Source organism: Arthrobacter sp. EPSL27, from assembly GCF_001512305.1.
In the GTDB taxonomy this organism is placed as follows: domain Bacteria; phylum Actinomycetota; class Actinomycetes; order Actinomycetales; family Micrococcaceae; genus Arthrobacter.
Genome location: NZ_LNUT01000003.1, coordinates 453,251 through 468,751 on the forward strand (window position 1 = coordinate 453,251; position 15,501 = coordinate 468,751).

At 68.3% G+C, this 15,501-nt stretch carries 11 protein-coding genes; 6 read left to right on the forward strand and 5 right to left on the reverse strand.

What is annotated here, in order from left to right:
• Window positions 1-65 precede the first annotated feature (65 nt).
• Window positions 66-557 carry a hypothetical protein gene (locus AR539_RS04090; RefSeq protein ID WP_082699177.1) on the forward strand — a complete coding sequence of 164 codons (492 nt, stop codon included), beginning with the start codon at window positions 66-68 and terminating at the stop codon, window positions 555-557.
• Here the strand turns inward: AR539_RS04090 and AR539_RS04095 are convergent.
• On the reverse strand, window positions 511-4,539 hold the full coding sequence (locus tag AR539_RS04095) for an FtsK/SpoIIIE domain-containing protein (RefSeq protein ID WP_066432786.1): 4,029 nt from the start codon (window positions 4,537-4,539) through the stop codon (window positions 511-513). The two genes, AR539_RS04090 and AR539_RS04095, sit on opposite strands and share 47 nt — an antisense overlap.
• A 187-nt stretch (window positions 4,540-4,726) precedes the next feature.
• On the opposite strand from AR539_RS04095, the gene glf reads away from it, so the two are divergent.
• The 5 genes from glf to AR539_RS04120 are packed head-to-tail and all read left to right on the forward strand — an operon-like array spanning window position 4,727 to window position 11,739.
• The gene (gene glf, locus AR539_RS04100) at window positions 4,727-5,914 is read left to right on the forward strand and encodes a UDP-galactopyranose mutase (RefSeq protein ID WP_066433127.1); all 1,188 of its coding nucleotides are present in this window, start codon (window positions 4,727-4,729) and stop codon (window positions 5,912-5,914) included.
• Entirely contained in the window at window positions 5,911-7,902 is a 1,992-nt protein-coding gene (locus tag AR539_RS04105) for a glycosyltransferase (RefSeq protein WP_066432788.1), read from the forward strand. The genes glf and AR539_RS04105 overlap by 4 nt, the downstream gene beginning before the upstream one ends.
• Entirely contained in the window at window positions 7,903-8,769 is an 867-nt protein-coding gene (locus AR539_RS04110) for an ABC transporter permease (RefSeq protein ID WP_066432790.1), read from the forward strand. It abuts the gene before it with no gap.
• A 1-nt stretch (window position 8,770) separates the two neighbouring features.
• On the forward strand, window positions 8,771-9,541 hold the full coding sequence (locus AR539_RS04115; protein ID WP_066432792.1) for an ABC transporter ATP-binding protein: 771 nt from the start codon (window positions 8,771-8,773) through the stop codon (window positions 9,539-9,541).
• The gene (locus AR539_RS04120) at window positions 9,538-11,739 is read left to right on the forward strand and encodes a hypothetical protein (protein WP_066432793.1); all 2,202 of its coding nucleotides are present in this window, start codon (window positions 9,538-9,540) and stop codon (window positions 11,737-11,739) included. Before AR539_RS04115 ends, AR539_RS04120 begins: the two co-directional genes overlap by 4 nt.
• Window positions 11,740-11,851: 112 nt before the next feature.
• On the opposite strand, the gene AR539_RS04125 is transcribed toward AR539_RS04120, so the two are convergent.
• The 4 genes from AR539_RS04125 to AR539_RS04140 form a co-directional block, all read right to left on the reverse strand.
• On the reverse strand, window positions 11,852-12,712 hold the full coding sequence (locus AR539_RS04125) for a glycosyltransferase family 2 protein (RefSeq protein ID WP_066432794.1): 861 nt from the start codon (window positions 12,710-12,712) through the stop codon (window positions 11,852-11,854).
• Window positions 12,709-13,206: a GtrA family protein gene (locus tag AR539_RS04130; RefSeq protein WP_066432799.1), complete on the reverse strand. Its 498-nt coding sequence runs from the start codon at window positions 13,204-13,206 to the stop codon at window positions 12,709-12,711. The genes AR539_RS04125 and AR539_RS04130 overlap by 4 nt, the downstream gene beginning before the upstream one ends.
• A 128-nt stretch (window positions 13,207-13,334) precedes the next feature.
• A complete protein-coding gene (locus AR539_RS04135; RefSeq protein WP_197410548.1) occupies window positions 13,335-14,270 on the reverse strand; it encodes an NAD-dependent epimerase/dehydratase family protein in 936 nt (311 codons plus the stop codon).
• Between the two features lie 10 nt (window positions 14,271-14,280).
• Entirely contained in the window at window positions 14,281-15,336 is a 1,056-nt protein-coding gene (locus AR539_RS04140) for a glycosyltransferase (RefSeq protein ID WP_197410549.1), read from the reverse strand.
• Window positions 15,337-15,501: the final 165 nt, after the last annotated feature.

The window sequence follows — 15,501 nt, forward strand, 5'->3', positions numbered from 1 at the left end:
GCGATGCATCACATTGGCTGGCGGAGCCTCCACATTTAGCCGACTATGTCCGGTACTGTGCCAGTGTGTCAAGAGCCGCTGAAGACCCCTCAGAACCTGCCCCACACCGCGACGGCGAACCCGCGGGGATACCTGCGGACGGCTCCGGGCCCGGCTCTCCGCAGCGGCCGGCCGGCATCCTCGTCATCGCGGTCATCGTGGCCCTGGAAGCGGCGGCGCTGCTGGTGGCGGCCATCTGGTACGGAACCCAGCTGATCACCGGCGCCCCGGTGCTTTCCTTCTGGGGTGCGGTGTTTACTTTGGTGCTCCTGCTCGCCTTCTCCGCCTGGCTTTCCGCGGTGGCCCTTTTCCTGTTCCGCGGTTACCGGTGGCCGCGTGCGGGTGCGCTGGTGGCCCAGCTTTTCACCCTCACCATCGGCTTTCCCACGATGTCCGGCGGGTACCCGCTGGCGGGCCTGGCCATGCTGGTTCCGGCGGCCGTCGCCATCATCCTGTTGTTCGACAAGCGCGTCATTGCGTTCGCGTCCCGTGCCGGCGGAGCGCCGCCGGCCCTGTAGCCGGGGCGGCACAGGCCAGCTGCACCACCCACGTCCGGCCGTCCGCAATGACCACCGCGCGCCCCGGAGGAGGGCTCTGCCCGACGTCGAACCGGACGCCGAACAGTTCTCCGTCCAGCAGGCTCCGGGGAGCGATCAGGACGCCCCGGCCCTGGCCCGCCGCGGTGAGTGCCAGCGGCACGCGCTGGCGGATGCCGGGACTGAAGCCGGCCGTGAAGACCACACGCCAGCCGAGGCTGTTCAGCGACGCCATCCTGCTGCCCGCCTCGGCCGGCTGCAGGTCGAGGTCGTCCGCCAGGAGGATGGCCGCCGGATCCAGGGTGCCGGAGAGTGCCGCCTCGTGAATTCCTGACCAGTACCGTTCAGCGCCTGTGGGCGGGGCGCTCAGCCAGGTCGCTTCCGGGTTGAGTCCGGGCAGGGCCAGCAGCAGCGAACTCTTTCCGGACGCCGCGCCGCCGAGGACGGCGAGCGCGGCGCCCCTGGGGAGCCGGATCCCTGCCGGGAGGAGCTCGTCGCCGCCGAGCCCCAGGCGCAGCGTGTTGTCCTGGGGTGGGCCCGGTGCGCGGGAGCGGACCTCGCTGACTGTCACATGCCCGGGCAGCGGTTCCACACGGAACGGCCGGTGCGCCACGGCGGCATGCTGCATCCGGACCCCGGGGGACACGGGCCCGAACAGCTGGCCCGCATGCCCGGCCGCCGAGGCTGCCGGCGACATCGGCCCAAAGACGGCCACCCTGCCGGCGTCGACGGCAGGCAGCCGCGGCCAGGCAAGCCGCTCTTCCTCGCTCGATCCTGCGGGCAGGAAGATGCGGTTCGGAAGAGCGGGGAAGAACCGCGCGGCCACCAGCTCGCGTCCGCCCGCGGCGACCACCGTGATCCCGGCCCTGCCGCCGTCGCGGACCAGGTCCTGGACCAGGTCCTCGGCCCAGGCAAGCGGCCCGGCACGGAACGCCGACACCCACGATCCCCAGCCGCAGAGGACAAGCACGATCGCCGGAGCGCCGTTCGGGTGCCGGGCGGCCAGTCTGCGGGTCATTTCTTCGGCGAGCCGCTCCAGCGCCCGCGCCGCCCGGCGGAGCTCGTGCAGGCCGGCCACGGCCCCGACCCTGGCGGCGGTGGCCGCTGTGCCGAAGAGCCCGGCGGCGTCGAGGATGTACAGGTGCGACTCGGCGCGGCAGTGAAGAAGCTGGTCCACGATGAGCTCCAGGACGGCGTCGGCGCCGCCCGCGGTTCCGGCCACCAGCGCGAGGTGGCCGTCGGAGCCCGGGAGCCAGCCGAACTCGGCAACCCGCTGTTCCTCGGGCACGTCCAGCAGGCCCAGCCTGATCCGGGTACCGCAGGACGCCGCGTCCGGCGCCAACGGGGCCTGCAGCAGCGGATCCTGCAGCAGCGGAGCCTGCAGTACCGGCTCCTGCGGTACCGGCTCCGAGGGAAACGGCAGCAGCGACGGCAGGGGCGCTGCCACCGGACGGCGCAGCGCGCCGCCGCCGGCCAGCGCCCAGGCGGAGCTCACTGCCTCGACCAGGCGGGCAAGCCCGGGGCCAGGCTGCGGGCCAGGCACCGGGGCGGCTGCGGCAGCCTGCCCGGCGGGCCGGTGGTTGAGGAAATCCATCGCCGTCATGACCGTGGGGCCACGGTCCGGCTCTTCGGACGGCACCGCGACGGTGGCCGTCTGGAACTCCTCCGGGGCCCCGCTTCCGCGGACCAGGTAGGCGCGGCCCGGAACCGTGACCGGGATGGCTGCCGCCAGCCGGGAATTGATCACATCGGCGGACTCCGGGTCCGACTGCACCCGCAAGGCGATGCGGCTGGTCACGTTCGCGCGGATATCGGCGGAGATGGCCCCCTGCGGGCGCTGGGTGGCCATGACCAGGTGTATCCCGAGGGAGCGCCCGATCGCGGCGATCCGCATGAGCTCAGCCAGGGCGGCAGGGGACTCGTCGACCAGCAGCCTGAACTCATCGATGACCAGGACCAGGTGGGGCAGCGGCGGACCGCCGTGGTCAAGGGAATCGTAGGCCGTGAGGTCGGCGGCCCGGTGCGCGGCCAGGAGTTCCTCCCGTCGGCGGACTTCGGCCGCCAGGGACACCAGGGTGCGCGAAAGCTCGCTGGCCTCAAGGTCTGTCAGAAGCCCGACGCAGTGCGGGAGGCCGGCCAGCGGGGCCAGGCCGGAGCCGCCCTTGAAATCGATGAACAGCACGTTGACGCGGGAGGGCGGGTACGCGGCCGCCAGCGCAGCGGCCAGCGTCCGAAGGAATTCCGATTTGCCGGATCCGGTGGTTCCGGCCACCAGGACATGGGGCCCGTCCGCCTGGAGGTCCAGGCGCAGGGGGCCGGACCTTCCGACGCCGACGACGACCGGCAGGCCGCCGGTTGGGGACTCCGCCCACCGGCGGGAGATGTCCGGCGTGCCCAGTGGAAGTACCGCGCTGAGCGGGCAGGCCGCCGGGATGCCCGCCGGCGGGGCCGTGGCCGGTGCGCTGCCGCCCAGCCGGCGGCAGTTGCGGTCGAAGACGCCGGCCGGAACGAGGTCGGGGGTGAACTCCACCGTTTTCCCCGCAGTGCTCAGCCGTCCGGTGCGCTCGCTGAGTTCAAGGACGGCGTCCGCGGCCGGATCTCCGCCGCAGTCGATCACCTGCCACCCGCCGGCGGCGGCCGCCGCGCGCAGGACGGCGGTCGAGGTGGATCCTGCAATGATCAGCACCCCGCGTCCGTCATCCCCGCCCAGGCCGCCGGACAATGTCTCCAGGGTCGATGACTCCTGCGCGGAGAGCGTAGCGGCCGCCAGGAACCGTGCTGGAAGCAGGGCCGGCCCGGGGCCGTGAATGAGGATTCTGGTCCGCGCTGCCGCGGCGTAGCAGGCCAGCTGCAGCAGGATGGACCTGAGCAGCCCGGACACAGCGGGTTCCGGGCCGCGAAGCGCTGTCACGGCCGTCGCGGGGTCGAGGACCACCGGCGTCATGCCGAGCGGCGGTGCCCGGAATCCGGGATCGGGCGGGTCCAGCCGGATGTTAGCGCGCTGCGGCGCCTGTCCCAGCCGCAGCCAGACAGGTCCCGGAACAGCGGGACCCTGCGGCGGGCTCGACCCGGAGAAACAGCACCGCAGCGACAGCTCGCCTGCGGACGGCGCCGCCCGCCGCCGTCGTTCCGCGTCCCGGCGGGCAGCGGCGGCGACGGCGGACTTCAGCTCACGCCGCTGCCGCCTGCCCGCCGCGACCGGCACCAGCACCGACACCACCGACACCGCGGTGAACGCAAGGAAGATCCACATTCCCGTAGCCACGGCGAGGCCGGTGCCGAGGGCGAGGGGCAGGACCGCGGCCAGCACCAGGGCCTTCCTGTTGCTGCCGGCCGCCGGGTTGCTGACCGGCAACGGCTCCGAGACGTCGGAACCCGCCGCAGCCGGGACACCGGGGCCGAGGATGCCGCCGTCGTCCGGGCCGCCGAACACCAGGGACATCGAGGAACCGCCGCACCCGATCAGGGCCTTCGTGGAGACGGCCGCCGTGCGGACGCGCCGGGCGTCGACGGTGGTCCCGTTCGCACTGCCAAGGTCCCGGAGCGTCACAGCGGAGTCGGCGACCTCCAGCTGCGCATGGTCGCGGGACAGCTCCGCGTCCGGAATGACGACGCCCGTGCCGCTGCGCCCGATCCGGATCCGCCCGCGCCTGAGCGGAACGATCAGGCCGGCGGCCGGCCCGCCGTGCACAGCGAGGACGAGGCCGGCTGCATCCGCCCGGGCACCGCTGCCGCGATCAAGGCCGTCCACCAGGACAGCGCCGGGGACCAGCGGCGCCTCGCCGACGGTAAGGGCAGCCAGCGGGATCCGGTCCACTGTCAGCTCCCCGGTACCGTACCGCAGGGACAGAGCCTGCTGGAGTTCCGCGCCCGTACAGCGTGCGGGGACGTCGACGGCGAGTTCCAGCGGCCCTGCGGTGAGGCCGGACCCCGGCGCCGCCACCAGGGTGCAGTGCAGCATCATCGACGCGGAATCCTTTCCCGGGCAGCCGTTTGGATCCCACGCTAGACCCCGTCGCGGGCGGACTGCGCGGCGGATCCGGGCTATGTGGACGGAGCCGGCCATGGCTGATTCCGTTGGGCGCTCGGGTAGGCTAGAGCAGCAGACAATGCGCACCATTGCGCTGCCCGCATTCGAATCAGGAGAGTTTGTGACCGCTGACCTCGTCATCGTAGGGTCGGGCTTCTTCGGCCTGACAATCGCAGAACAGGCCGCCACAGAGCTGGGCTTGAAGGTGGTTGTCATCGACCGCCGCCATCACATCGGCGGCAACGCCTACAGCGAAAAGGAAGAGCAGACCGGCATCGAGGTGCACCGCTACGGTGCCCATCTTTTCCACACCTCCAATGAGCGGGTGTGGGAGTACGTGAACCGGTTCACGACCTTCACCAACTACGTGCACAAGGTGTACGGAGTCCACAAGGGCGAGGTCTACTCCCTGCCGATCAACCTGGCCACCATCAACCAGTTCTTCCGCGCGAACATGACGCCGGGGCAGGCACGGGAGCTGATCCAGGAGCAGGCAGGCGAGCTGGCGGGCACCGATCCGCAGAACCTCAACGACAAGGGCATCCAGCTGATCGGCCGGCCGCTGTACGAGGCGTTCATCAAGCACTACACCGGGAAGCAGTGGCAGACGGATCCCAAGGACCTGCCCGCGGGCATCATCTCGCGACTCCCGGTGCGCTACAACTACGACAACCGGTACTTCAACGACACCTACGAGGGCCTGCCGACGAACGGCTACACCGCCTGGATCGAGAAGATGGCGGACCACCCCAACATCGAAGTCCGGCTCAACACCGACTTCTTCGACGAGTCGCACGAATACTCCAAGGACAAGGTCGTAGGGAACATCCCCGTCGTCTACACCGGGCCCGTGGACCGCTACTTCGACTTTGCCGAGGGCGACCTCTCCTGGCGCACCATCGACTTCGAGGAGGAGGTCCTCGACGTCGGGGATTTCCAGGGCACCTCAGTGGTCAACTACAACGACGACGACGTCGCGTTCACCCGCATCATCGAACCCCGCCATTTCCACCCCGAGCGCGACTACCAGACGGAGAAGACCGTCATCATGCGCGAATTCTCCCGGGCGGCGGAAAAGGGCGACGAACCCTATTACCCGATCAACACCGCCGCGGACCGTGAGCGCCTGCTCAAATACCGCGACCTGGCGGCAGCCGAGAAGGACGTCCTCTTCGGCGGACGCCTCGGCACCTACAAGTACCTGGACATGCACATGGCCATCGGCTCGGCCCTGACCATGTTCGAGAACAAGATCCGCCCGCACTTCGAAAGCGGCGCCACACTGGAAAGCGGAGGAGTGGACGCATGAGCGCCGCTGTAGAAACCACGGACTGGACCACCATCCAACGCGTCATCCTGCCATCGGCAGACCAGCCGGACACGGTGTCGCTGTACGCCGACGCCGGCAGTGCCAGCGGCATCCGGCTGCGCGAGAACGACGAGCTGGCCCGCACGCCCAAGCTGCCAGAAGACAAGCTGCAGATGTTCAGCTCCGGCAGCCAGCAGGCTCACTTCGAGGACCTGCTCACCCGGCACTCCATGCGGGTCCGTTCCGGTGAACAAATCTCCTTCGGCACCTACTTCAACGCGTTTCCCGCCAGCTACTGGCGTCGCTGGACCTCGGTCCGGGACATCCGGCTGGTGGTCCGGACCACCGGCACCGGCACCGTCACCGTGTACAAGTCGAACGCCCGGGGCTCGGTCCAGCGTGTGGACGGCGTCCACGTCGACGGCGACTCCACGTCGGTCTTCGAGCTGTCACTGAAGCCGTTCGGCGACGGCGGCTGGTACTGGTTCGATCTCGCCGCCAGCGCCGACGGGCTCGTGCTCGAGAGCGGCCAGTGGGAGACCGCGGCCACTGACGCGCCCAAGGGGCAGGTCACCCTCGAGATCACGACCATGAACAAGCCGGATTTCTGCCTGAACAACGCCCGCATCCTGTCGGAGAACCCCGACGTGCTGGAGACCGTCAAGGAAATCCTGATCGTGGACCAGGGCACGCAGAAGGTCGAAGACCAGCCCGGCTTCGCCGCCGTCCGGGATGCCCTCGGCGGCAAGCTGCGGATCATCAACCAGGCCAACCTGGGCGGATCCGGCGGGTTTGCCCGCGGCATGTACGAGGCTGTCGAGAACGGCAGTGACTACGCCCTGCTGCTCGACGACGACATCGTCGTCGAGCCCGAAAGCATCGTCCGCCTCGTCACCTTCGCCGACCACTGCCGCAAGCCGACCATTGTCGGCGGCCACATGTTCGACCTCTACAACCGCAGCGTGCTGCACACCTTCGGCGAAGTGGTGGACCCGTTCCGGATCGTTCCGGCCCTGCCGCACGCCGACATGGAAACCCGGCACGACTTCAGCGTCGCGAACCTGCGCCAGACCCCCTGGCTGCACCGCCGGGTGGACGTAGACTACAACGGCTGGTGGATGTGCCTCATCCCCACCGCCGTGATCAAGGAAATCGGGCTGTCGCTGCCGCTGTTCATCAAGTGGGACGACGCCGAGTACGGGCTGCGCGCCCGGGAAGCAGGGTTCGCCACGGTCTCGATGCCCGGCGCCGCCGTCTGGCACGTGTCGTGGATCGACAAGGACGACCTCGTCGGCTGGCAGGCCTACTTCCACGCACGCAACCGGCTGATCACCACCCTCATCCACAGCCCGTACCCCAAGGGCGGGCGCGTGCTGCGCGAATCCTTCCAGTCCGACGTCAAGCACCTCGTGTCGATGCAGTACTTCACCGAACACGGGCACATCGAGGCGCTGCGCGACCTCCTGAAGGGGCCCGAGGACCTGCACCAGGTGCTGGGCACCAAGCTGCCCGAGATCAATGCACTGAAATCGCATTACCCGGACGCCCAGCTGAAGGACGACGTCGACGACTTCCCCGCGCCGAAAATCGGCCGCGGCCCGATGGGCGGGACCGTTGTGGGCCTGCCCAGCAAGAAGCAGCTCATCCCTTGGGGCATCAAGACTGTGGCACGGCAGCTGATCAAGGCACCCGGCCCCGAGAGCGCCGAACGGCCCCAGGGCTACCTCGCCCACCGGGACAACCGCTGGTACCGCGTGGCGCACTACGACAGTGTCGTGGTCTCCAACGCCGAAGGTACGGGCGCGTCCTGGTACCAGCGGGACCCGAAGAAGCTGAAGGCCATGCTGACCGAAACGACCCGGCTGCACGCACAGCTGTTCCGCGAATGGGACAAGCTCGCCCGGCAGTACAGGTCCGCCGTGGCGGAGATCAGCTCCTTCGACGCATGGAAGAAGACGTTCGAGGCGAACACCAAGGACGGCGACTAGATGGCAGGTCAGAGCGACCAGCTGGTAAAACCCGGAAGCGGGCGGGGCCTCCTCGACGTTTACGGTGACCGTTTCCTCCTGAAGCTGCTGGTGCGCAAGGAAATCAAGGTCCGTTACCGGGGCTCGGTGCTGGGACTTCTGTGGTCGTACGTCAAGCCGCTGGTCCAGTTCCTCATCTACTTCGTGGCGCTGGGCGTGTTCCTCAACCTCCAGCGGGGCACACCGAACTATGCGATCTACCTTTTTGCCGGGATCGTGCTGGTCAACTTCTTCACGGAGTGCCTCTCCAACGCCACGCGGTCCATCGTGGACAACCGCGACCTGATCCGGAAGATCTACCTGCCGCGCGAGCTCTTCCCGGTGGCCACGGTCTGGGTGTCGGCAGCGCACTTCCTTCCCCAGCTGCTGGTCCTGGTGGGTGCCTGCCTGGTGGTCGGATGGACGCCGACGGTCTTCCAGCTGGCCGCCGCCGTCCTGATCTTCCTGATGGTCGCCGTCCTCGCCACCGGGCTGGGACTGATCTTCGGGGCCGCCAACGTCTACTTCCGTGATTCCGAGAACATCGTGGACATGATCGTCATGGTGGTGACCTGGGCGTCGCCCGTCCTCTATGTCTGGACCATGGTCGAGAACGTCATGGGCTCGTGGTTCTGGGTCTACCAGCTGAACCCCATGACGGTGGCCGTGGAGGTGTTCCACTGGGCCTTCTGGGAGCCGACGCTCAAGCCCGAACAGGTCATCGACACCATCCCGCCGGGGCTGCTGACGCTGTGGCTTCCGATCGCCATGCTGATCTCCCTCGCCCTGCTGTTCCTCGGCCAGCTGACGTTCCGCCGGCTCGCCGTCCATTTCGCCCAGGAGCTCTGACATGACCCCGCACGGCCATGTAGCCATCAGCTGCATCGACCTCCGCAAGCAGTTCGTCCTGCGCCACACCCGGTCCCTCAAAGAGGCCCTGGTGTGGCTGGTCAAGGGACGGAAGGGGGACCTGTCGAAGAAGTTCCTAGCCCTCGACAACGTCTCCCTGGAAGTCAAGCAGGGCGAGACGGTGGCGCTTATGGGGCTCAACGGCTCCGGCAAGTCGACGCTGCTGAAGCTCATCTCCGGCGTCCTGCAGCCCGACGGCGGAACGGTGCGGACCCGCGGCCGCGTCGCCGGGCTCATCGAGGTCGGCGCTGGCTTCCACCACGACCTCAGCGGCCGGGACAACGTCTACCTCAACGGCGCCATCCTCGGCATGACCGAAAAACAGATCGACGAGAAGTTCGACTCGATCGTGGAGTTCTCCGAAATCGGCGAGTTCATCGACACCGAGGTCAAGTTCTACTCCTCCGGCATGTACCTGCGGCTGGCATTCTCCATTGCAGTGCACACGGATCCCGAGGTCTTCCTGATCGACGAGATCCTTGCCGTGGGCGATGAGCCCTTCCAGCGCAAGTGCATCGCCAAAATCAAGGAACTCTCCGAGATGGGGAAGACCCTGTTTGTGGTCAGCCACGACCTGGACCTGGTCGCCACCGTGTGTGAGCGGGGCGTCCTGCTCGAGCACGGCAAGGTGGTCATGGACGGGGAGGTGCACGGGGTCGTGGCGGAGCTCCGGCGGCGTTCAGCGCACGCGGAGTCCGGGGACAGTTTGTGAAACCGCTGCGCACCCGCAGCGACCTTGCCTGGCTGAGCGCAACGGTGGCCGTTGCCTTCCTGGGTTCGCTGATTCCGCTGATCACCAACAACAGGTTCTACTACTACGACGACACCCAGGCCGGGGCTTTCGGCATCTGGTTCGAAATCGGAACCAAGCTCAGCGCGGGGGAGTGGCCGCTGTTCAGTGACAGCGCGTGGGGCGCCGGCAACTACGCCGCCGAGGGTCAGTGGGGCATCTGGAATCCGCTGATTCTCCTCATCGGCTGGCTGGCGAGCCGCTCGGCCAACATCGTGGTCTTCTCCACGATCCTGAAGATCAGCTTCCTCTGCCTGCTGGCCGCCGGCACGTTCCTGCTGGCCAGGAGCTACAAGGCCCGGCCCGAATGGTCGGCCATCGCCGGCGTAGCAGTGACCCTGACCGGGTTCACCGTCTACATCGACGCCGCCTCCTGGGTCACCGGCCTCATGGTGTTCAGCCTCCTGCCCCTCACCTGGTGGGGGCTGCGCAGGATGGCCTTCCAGGATCGCAACCCCTTCCCCGCACTGGCCCCCGCCTATGTGCTGATCACCATCGGCTATGTGCACGGGACGCTGATGCTGGTCATCGTCTTCCTGGGCCTGCTGCTGGAGGCCTGGCTGAACGGACGACGGCGGGCTGCCCTCCGGCTGCTATTCGCCGGACTGGTCTGCGGCCTCATTGCGACGGCGGTGTACCTCCCCGGCGTTTTGACGGCACCCGTGACGGCACGGTCCGGCGGCATCGCGAACAGCGGCTTCCTGACCCCCGACCTGACCGGGATGTACACCGCCTGGGTTCCCGGCAGCCTGCCGCAGGTCACCGGCTGGTGGGGCGGTTTCGCCACGGTGCCCCTCCTGTACGTGGCCTGGTTCCTTCCGGTCCTCGCCGTGGTGGACTACGCCAGGGTTAGGGCGGCCGGCCGGGACATGACGGCGCTGTGGGTTGTGGGGGCGCTGTCGCTGGCGTTGACCCTCGCGCCCAGCGACCTGGGACCCCTCCGCTTCCCGATCCGCATCATGCCGTATGTGTCCCTGACGGTCCTGCTGGTGCTCGCGGTGATGGTGTCGCGCTTCAGGGTCCCCGCGCTGAGCCGGGGGCGGATCGCTGCGACTGCCGCCATTGTGCTCTCCGGGCTGTACCTTGCCTGGAGCCAGTACCCGTCCTTCCGGGTGGCGGCGCTTTTTGGATTCCTGGCGCTCGGCGGCATCGTGGGCCTGCTTGTGGTGCTGTATTCCCGCCGGCTGCACGCCCGCTTCCGGAGCCCGGCCGTTCTGGCCGGCGGGGTACTGCTCGTGAGCATGGTGATCGCCGCAGGACAGCACGTCGCCTTCAAGTCCTCGCCGCTGCCCGACTACCGGATGCCTGACAGCCCCTCAAGCTACTCAAGCCAGCTGCCGGAGGCACAGGGCGGGACCTTCATCGTCGGCGATCCTACCCAGCTGGGCCCGGGGATCTGGAACGAGACCCTGGCATCGAATGCCTGGTACCTGAACTCCGCCGAAGTCCAGAACCTGTACACGCCGATCATGTTCGCGAAATACGCCGAAGATCTCTGTATCTCCAGCCATGGCTGGACCTGCCCCGCGGCGGCCGGCAAACTTTTCGAGACCGACCCCGCCACCGGCAAGGTCCTGGCCGACCTGCTGTCGGTCGACACGGTCCAGATCCTCCGCGACCCCGCGGACACCCAGGCCGCTACACCCTTCAACGGCGCCCCGCCCAGCGGCTGGCACGAAGCCCGCAGGTCCGCGGACTCGGTGGTCTGGGTCAGGGACCAGCCGCTGCTCAACACGGGCCACGTGGTCTGGACCTCGGAGGGGACGGACGTCTCGGTTGTCTCGGAGAGCAGCCAGGAGGTGGTGCTCCGTGTGGACCGGACAGGCGATGCGCCGGCGAAGGCCGTGTTCAGCCGGCTGGCGTGGCCGGGGTACGACGCCGACGGGGCCACTGTTGTGGCGCCGCTGCGGGGCTACCTGCTCCAGGTCGAGATCCCTGCAGGATCTGCCGGGACAACGGTCACTGTACGGTTCGCGCCGCCCGGATGGCCCGCCGTCGTAGGCAGCATCACGCTGGCGGCGGGGGTGACCGTGGCATGGAGCCTCGCGGAACTCCTCCTGCCCCGGCGGAGGCGGCCGGGCAGCCCGCAGCCGGCACGCGAAGCCGCCGCGGCAGTCTAGGAAACACTTCAGGCAGACAGCGCAAACAACCCCGGGGCGTATCACGGTGATACGCCCCGGGGTTGTTTTGGCTGTTGGCCCGGAGAGCCGGCCAGGGTGCCGGCGGCGGGTGCTAGACGGTGCTCTTCACGGCGTGCTGGTGGCCCATGCGCCGGTTCAGCCGGACGTATGCCAGGCGGCGGGCGTAGGACATGGCGATGGCCTTGGCATTTCCGATGGCCAGATCGAGCCGGCTCAACAGTGTGGGGTCGTCCGCCCGGAGCTGCTTGTGGAACGCAATGGCCTGGTCGGACTGCTGGCGGGCCAGCCGGACGCTCCACTGGCTGGCGCTGATCCGGAAGGACGCCAGCGTTTTCCGCAGCGCCACGAAGTCGCCGTGGCGGCAGATGCGCACCAGGGTCGCTTCGTCGATGAGGTAGGGATGGGTGTTGTCCCACCACCCTTCCTGGGCGAGCAGTTCACGCTTGAACAGCGAGCAGGCAGGCTCGCCGAAGATGTTGGACCCGGCGAGGACGGTGGCCCGGATGGCCTGGCGTCCGGTGACGCGTCCGCTGACGCCCTGCAGCCCGCGGCCCTTCAGGAAGAGCCGGCCGTCGGCGTCGACAAGATCGCGCTGGGACGAGACCATGACGGCGCCGGGGTTTTCTTCCAGCGCCTTGACCTGGAGTTCCAGCGCGTCCGGTGCGATGAGGTCATCGCCGCAGACCAGCTTGAGGTACTCGCCGGTGGCCGCCTGGCTGACCCGGTTCCAGTTCGCCTGCGCGCCGCCGCCTGTGGGCGTCGGCGTCAGCACCCGGAGCTTGGGGTTGTCCGCGAAGCGGGCGATCACGTCGGCCGTGCCGTCGATCGAGGAGTGGTCCGCGATCACCACTTCATAGTCCTCGAACGTCTGGTTCAGTACGGACTGGAGGGTCTCTTCGATGTACTGGACGTTGTTGTAGGCCGGAATGACGATTGAGACTTTGGGACTCATGGTGTGCTTTCCTCGGTGGCTTTCTTGGGGGACGCTTGGTCAGGGCTGCGGCGGAAGGAGAAGTACTTGTGGCCGAAGTAGTTGATGATGACGGTCACGCACGTGATGGCAATCTGGGACGGGATCTGGGGGTATCCGAGGACTTCGTGGGCCACCAGCAGCAGCGCCATGTTCGTGAAGAACATCGTCAGATTGACCAGCGTGAACCGGCCCAGGTCCAGCCAGAAGTGGCCCTTGACCCGGAAGACCAGCTTCCGGTAGACGAAGAACACTGAGATCAGCGAGATGACGAACGCGATGCTCAGCACCACCGGCGACGGGAGGCCGGGGTACATCCAGGCGACGGCGATGAACAGGCCCGTGCTGAACGCGGTGTTGGCGCCGCCGACCAGGACGAACGCGACTCGCTCGTCCTTGATCAGCCGCAGGAGAGGGCCCGGGGGGCCGTTGTGGATACCTTTGACAGCCTCCTCGGTCGGTTCTGGCTGCTTCATGGATCCCGCCTGTTCTCTGAAATCTGGGGCCGGTAACCGGCAAACACACACCCTAGACTACCGAAGCGCGGCGGCGCCGTCACAATGGAGCCGCCCGGACGGACGGTGCGGAACCCGGTGGGACCGCGTCAGAGCTGACCCGAAAGGGCCAGCCGCTGGACCTCCTGGACCGTGTTGTTGATCCCCACCGCGAGGGGGGTGACGGGGTGCGCGTCGAGCTCCGGCCACACCACGGATTTCAGCCGGAGGTCGTGGGCCTGGGCCTTGGCGAACGGGGAGGCGCCCAGCACAATCAGGGGCCGGCGCTTGAAGATCGCCCGGCAGGCGCCGATCAGGTTGCCGATCGTGTCGGCCCGCTGGGAGGCAAGAATCTTCACCACGGTCTCGCCCGGGTGGACGTCCGGAAGGACAAGCCGGTCCAGTCCGTCCGCGACCAGCCGGCTCGCGTCGTCCACGAAGAGATAGTCCCGCAGGGTGTCCAGGGACACGTAGACCGAGACCGGAGCGCCCGTCAGGTGGGCCTTGGCGAAAACGGAGATGAGCCCCTGCGGCTTCCGCAGGTTCTGGCCCGGGCCGTAGAGGTTGCTGACCCTGCCGATGAAGGCACGGACGCCGGCGCTGCGGGCGAAGTCCGCCACGGTCGCCTCGGCGCGGAGTTTGGCAAAGCCGTACGGAGCCAGGGGCTGCACGGGGCTGTGCTCGGTGAACGGGGGAGCGCTGGACCCGGCGTAGACACCGCCGGCGGAGGAGGCCAGGAAGAACGCCCCGTTTTGCCCTCCGCCAGAGCAGAGAACTTCCTCGAACACGCCAAGGGCCTGCGCCAGCTGGGAGAGTTCCGCTTCCAGGGCCTCCGGGGACGTGCCGGTGACTCCCGCGCCCGCGCACCAGGCAATGGTCCAGGGCCCGGATCCTGCCGCCTCGCGGAGGCGTTCGGCGCCGGCCCGGAATTCAGCCAGTGCGGCGTCCGGCTCAGACCACGGGATCCTGCTGGTCAGGACGGCTTCGCCGCGGGACTGGAACTCTCTGACGACGGCTTTGCCGAGCAGGCCGCCGGCGCCGATCACCCATACGGGCCTACCCTGCATCGGCCACCGGGCCGGAGGGCAACGTGGCCGGTGCCGCGTGGACCGTCTTGCCGAGCGGGCCCAGGGCCGGATCGCTCACAATCAGGTACGCGGGCTTACCCATGGCCATGTTGACGTTGACGCCCACGTATTCCGCGATGACGCCCAGGGCAAACAGGATGGCCCCGGTGCTGACGAGCAGGACCACCATGGTGGACGTCCAGCCCTGCTGCCCGGCGCCGTGGCCGGTCAGGTAGGCGATTACGAAATAGATGGCGAGGCCGATACCCGCCAGCGCGAAGACGGCGCCGATCAGGCTGACCAGCCGCAGGCCCCGGGTCCCGCTGGAGATCACCATGCGCCAGAAATGCGAGAGCAGCGAGCGCAGCCGGTACCCGGAGCGCCGGTCGCCTTCCTCGCGCAGCATCACCGGGCAGGTGGTCACCTTGTCTGCGATCCAGCCCATGGCGACGTCGAGGTAGACGCCGTGGCCCGCGTAGGCGGCGACCGAGCGGGCGACTTCGCCGGTGACCAGCCGGAAGCTCTGGTAGCTGGTGGCGTCGTCGCTGGAGAGCAGGAACCGGACGGTGCGCTTGGCGCTCTTTGACGCCATGTTCCGGAGGAAGCCGTGGGGGGCCGGGTTGCTGGGCATCGCGTAGGTGACGGAGGCGTTCTCCGCCATGGCCGTGTCAAGCAGGTCCCCGATGGCTGCGGGATCGTGCTGGCCGTCCTCGTCCATGGTGACCACCCAGTCGCCGCCCGCGGAGGCCATACCGGCCAGGGTCGCGGCGTGCTGGCCGAAGTTTCGGCTCAGCCAGACACCCCGGACAATGTCAATCGACGAGGCGAGGGAGCGGATGACGGCCGCCGAGTTGTCCGGGCCATGGTCGAAGACCAAGAGGACTTCGGAGACCACATAATCGTGGCCGCCCTTGGTGGTCGACACTTCGCGGTAGGGGAGGAGTTCGTTGACCACTCCGACCAGAGTTTTCTCGCCTTGGTATACGGGGATGACCACGGATATGCGGTGGGGCGTCGAGTTGGTCTCTGGTTGAGCGAGTGTCATATCAGGAGATTCTACCGGCTCCAGTCCGCGCCGCTGTCGCAGGCCCCCTCCGCCGGAGCGCCCCGGCGCCTTGCCGCGCGGGGCCGTTCCGGGCCCGGGAAAGCACCTCGGGTAATATGAACCTGTCCCTCGCGCGCCGTCCTGCGGTGGACGCATGCCCAAACT